Annotated in this window: 1 protein-coding gene; it reads left to right on the top strand. The window is 74.1% G+C overall.

The window, feature by feature from the left end; genetic code table 11:
* Positions 1-249: 249 nt before the first annotated feature.
* Positions 250-1,104, top strand: an 855-nt coding sequence (locus ACFV0Q_RS41250; RefSeq protein WP_385013212.1) for a type III polyketide synthase, incomplete at its 3' end; no start/stop codon positions are given.

Raw genomic sequence — 1,104 nt, 5'->3', positions numbered from 1 at the left:
ACCTGCTGGAGCCCGACGCCCCGAACCAGGCACTTATACACTTCAGACGCTGCCGACGAAATATGAGCAGAAGGTCGCGGTGGGAGCGCGCGCAGCAGGCCGGACACCGTGGCGGTGGCGGCGGGCGGGGATGGCGGGGCCGGGAGCACGGGGGCGGGCACGGCGTCACGCTACGCCGTGACGGCACGTCCGGTTCACACCGTTCGCGCCTTTCCTCACGAGCCGCCGGTTCTTCCCTATGTTGGGCCAATGACACGTGTCCTGGCAGTGAGCAGCGTGTTCCCGCCCCACCTGTACCCGCAGTCGCGGATCACGGAGGCCCTCGCGGGCTTCCTGCCGCCCGGCGCCGACGCGGCCCTGCTGCGCCGGGTGCACGCCTCGGTGCGGGTGGACTCGCGCCACCTCGCGCTCCCGCTGGAGCGCTACGGCCCGGCCACCGACTTCGGCACGTCCAACGCCCGGTTCGTCCGCGCCGCCCTGGAACTCGGCGCCGAGGCCGTCGAACGGGCCCTGGCCGGCGGCGGGCTGGCGGCCCGCGAGGTGGACCTGGTGCTGTCGACCACCGTCACCGGACTGGCCACCCCCTCCCTGGAGGCCCGCCTCGTCACCCGCACCGGGCTGCGCCCCGACGTGCGCCGGATGCCCCTGTTCGGGCTCGGCTGCGCGGCGGGCGCGGCCGGACTCGGGCTGCTGCACGAGCAGCTGACGGGCCGCCCCGGGCAGGCGGCGCTGCTGCTCTCCACCGAGCTGTGCTCGCTCACCCTTCAGCCCACGGACACCTCGATGGCGAACCTGGTAGCCGGAGCGCTCTTCGGGGACGGAGCCGGGGCCCTGGTGGCGGTCGGCGCCGGTCACCCCCTGCACGAAAGCGGCGCCGGGCCCGTGGTGGTGGCCGCCCGCGGCCGCCTCTACCCGGGCACCGAGCACCTGCTCGGCTGGGACATCGGCCACTGGGGCTTCCGGATGGTGCTGGGCCGCGAACTGCCCGATCTGGTACGGCTGCACGTGGTGGAGGAGGTCGAGTCCTTCCTCGCGGAGCACGACCTCAAGCCGGCGGACGTCGACGCGTGGATCTGCCACCCGGGCGGCCCGAAGATCCTCGAC

This window comes from Streptomyces sp. NPDC059564 (assembly GCF_042735575.1).
Taxonomy (GTDB): domain Bacteria; phylum Actinomycetota; class Actinomycetes; order Streptomycetales; family Streptomycetaceae; genus Streptomyces.
Note: the sequence above shows the minus strand (reverse complement) of the source record. Positions and strands in the feature narration are given on the sequence as shown.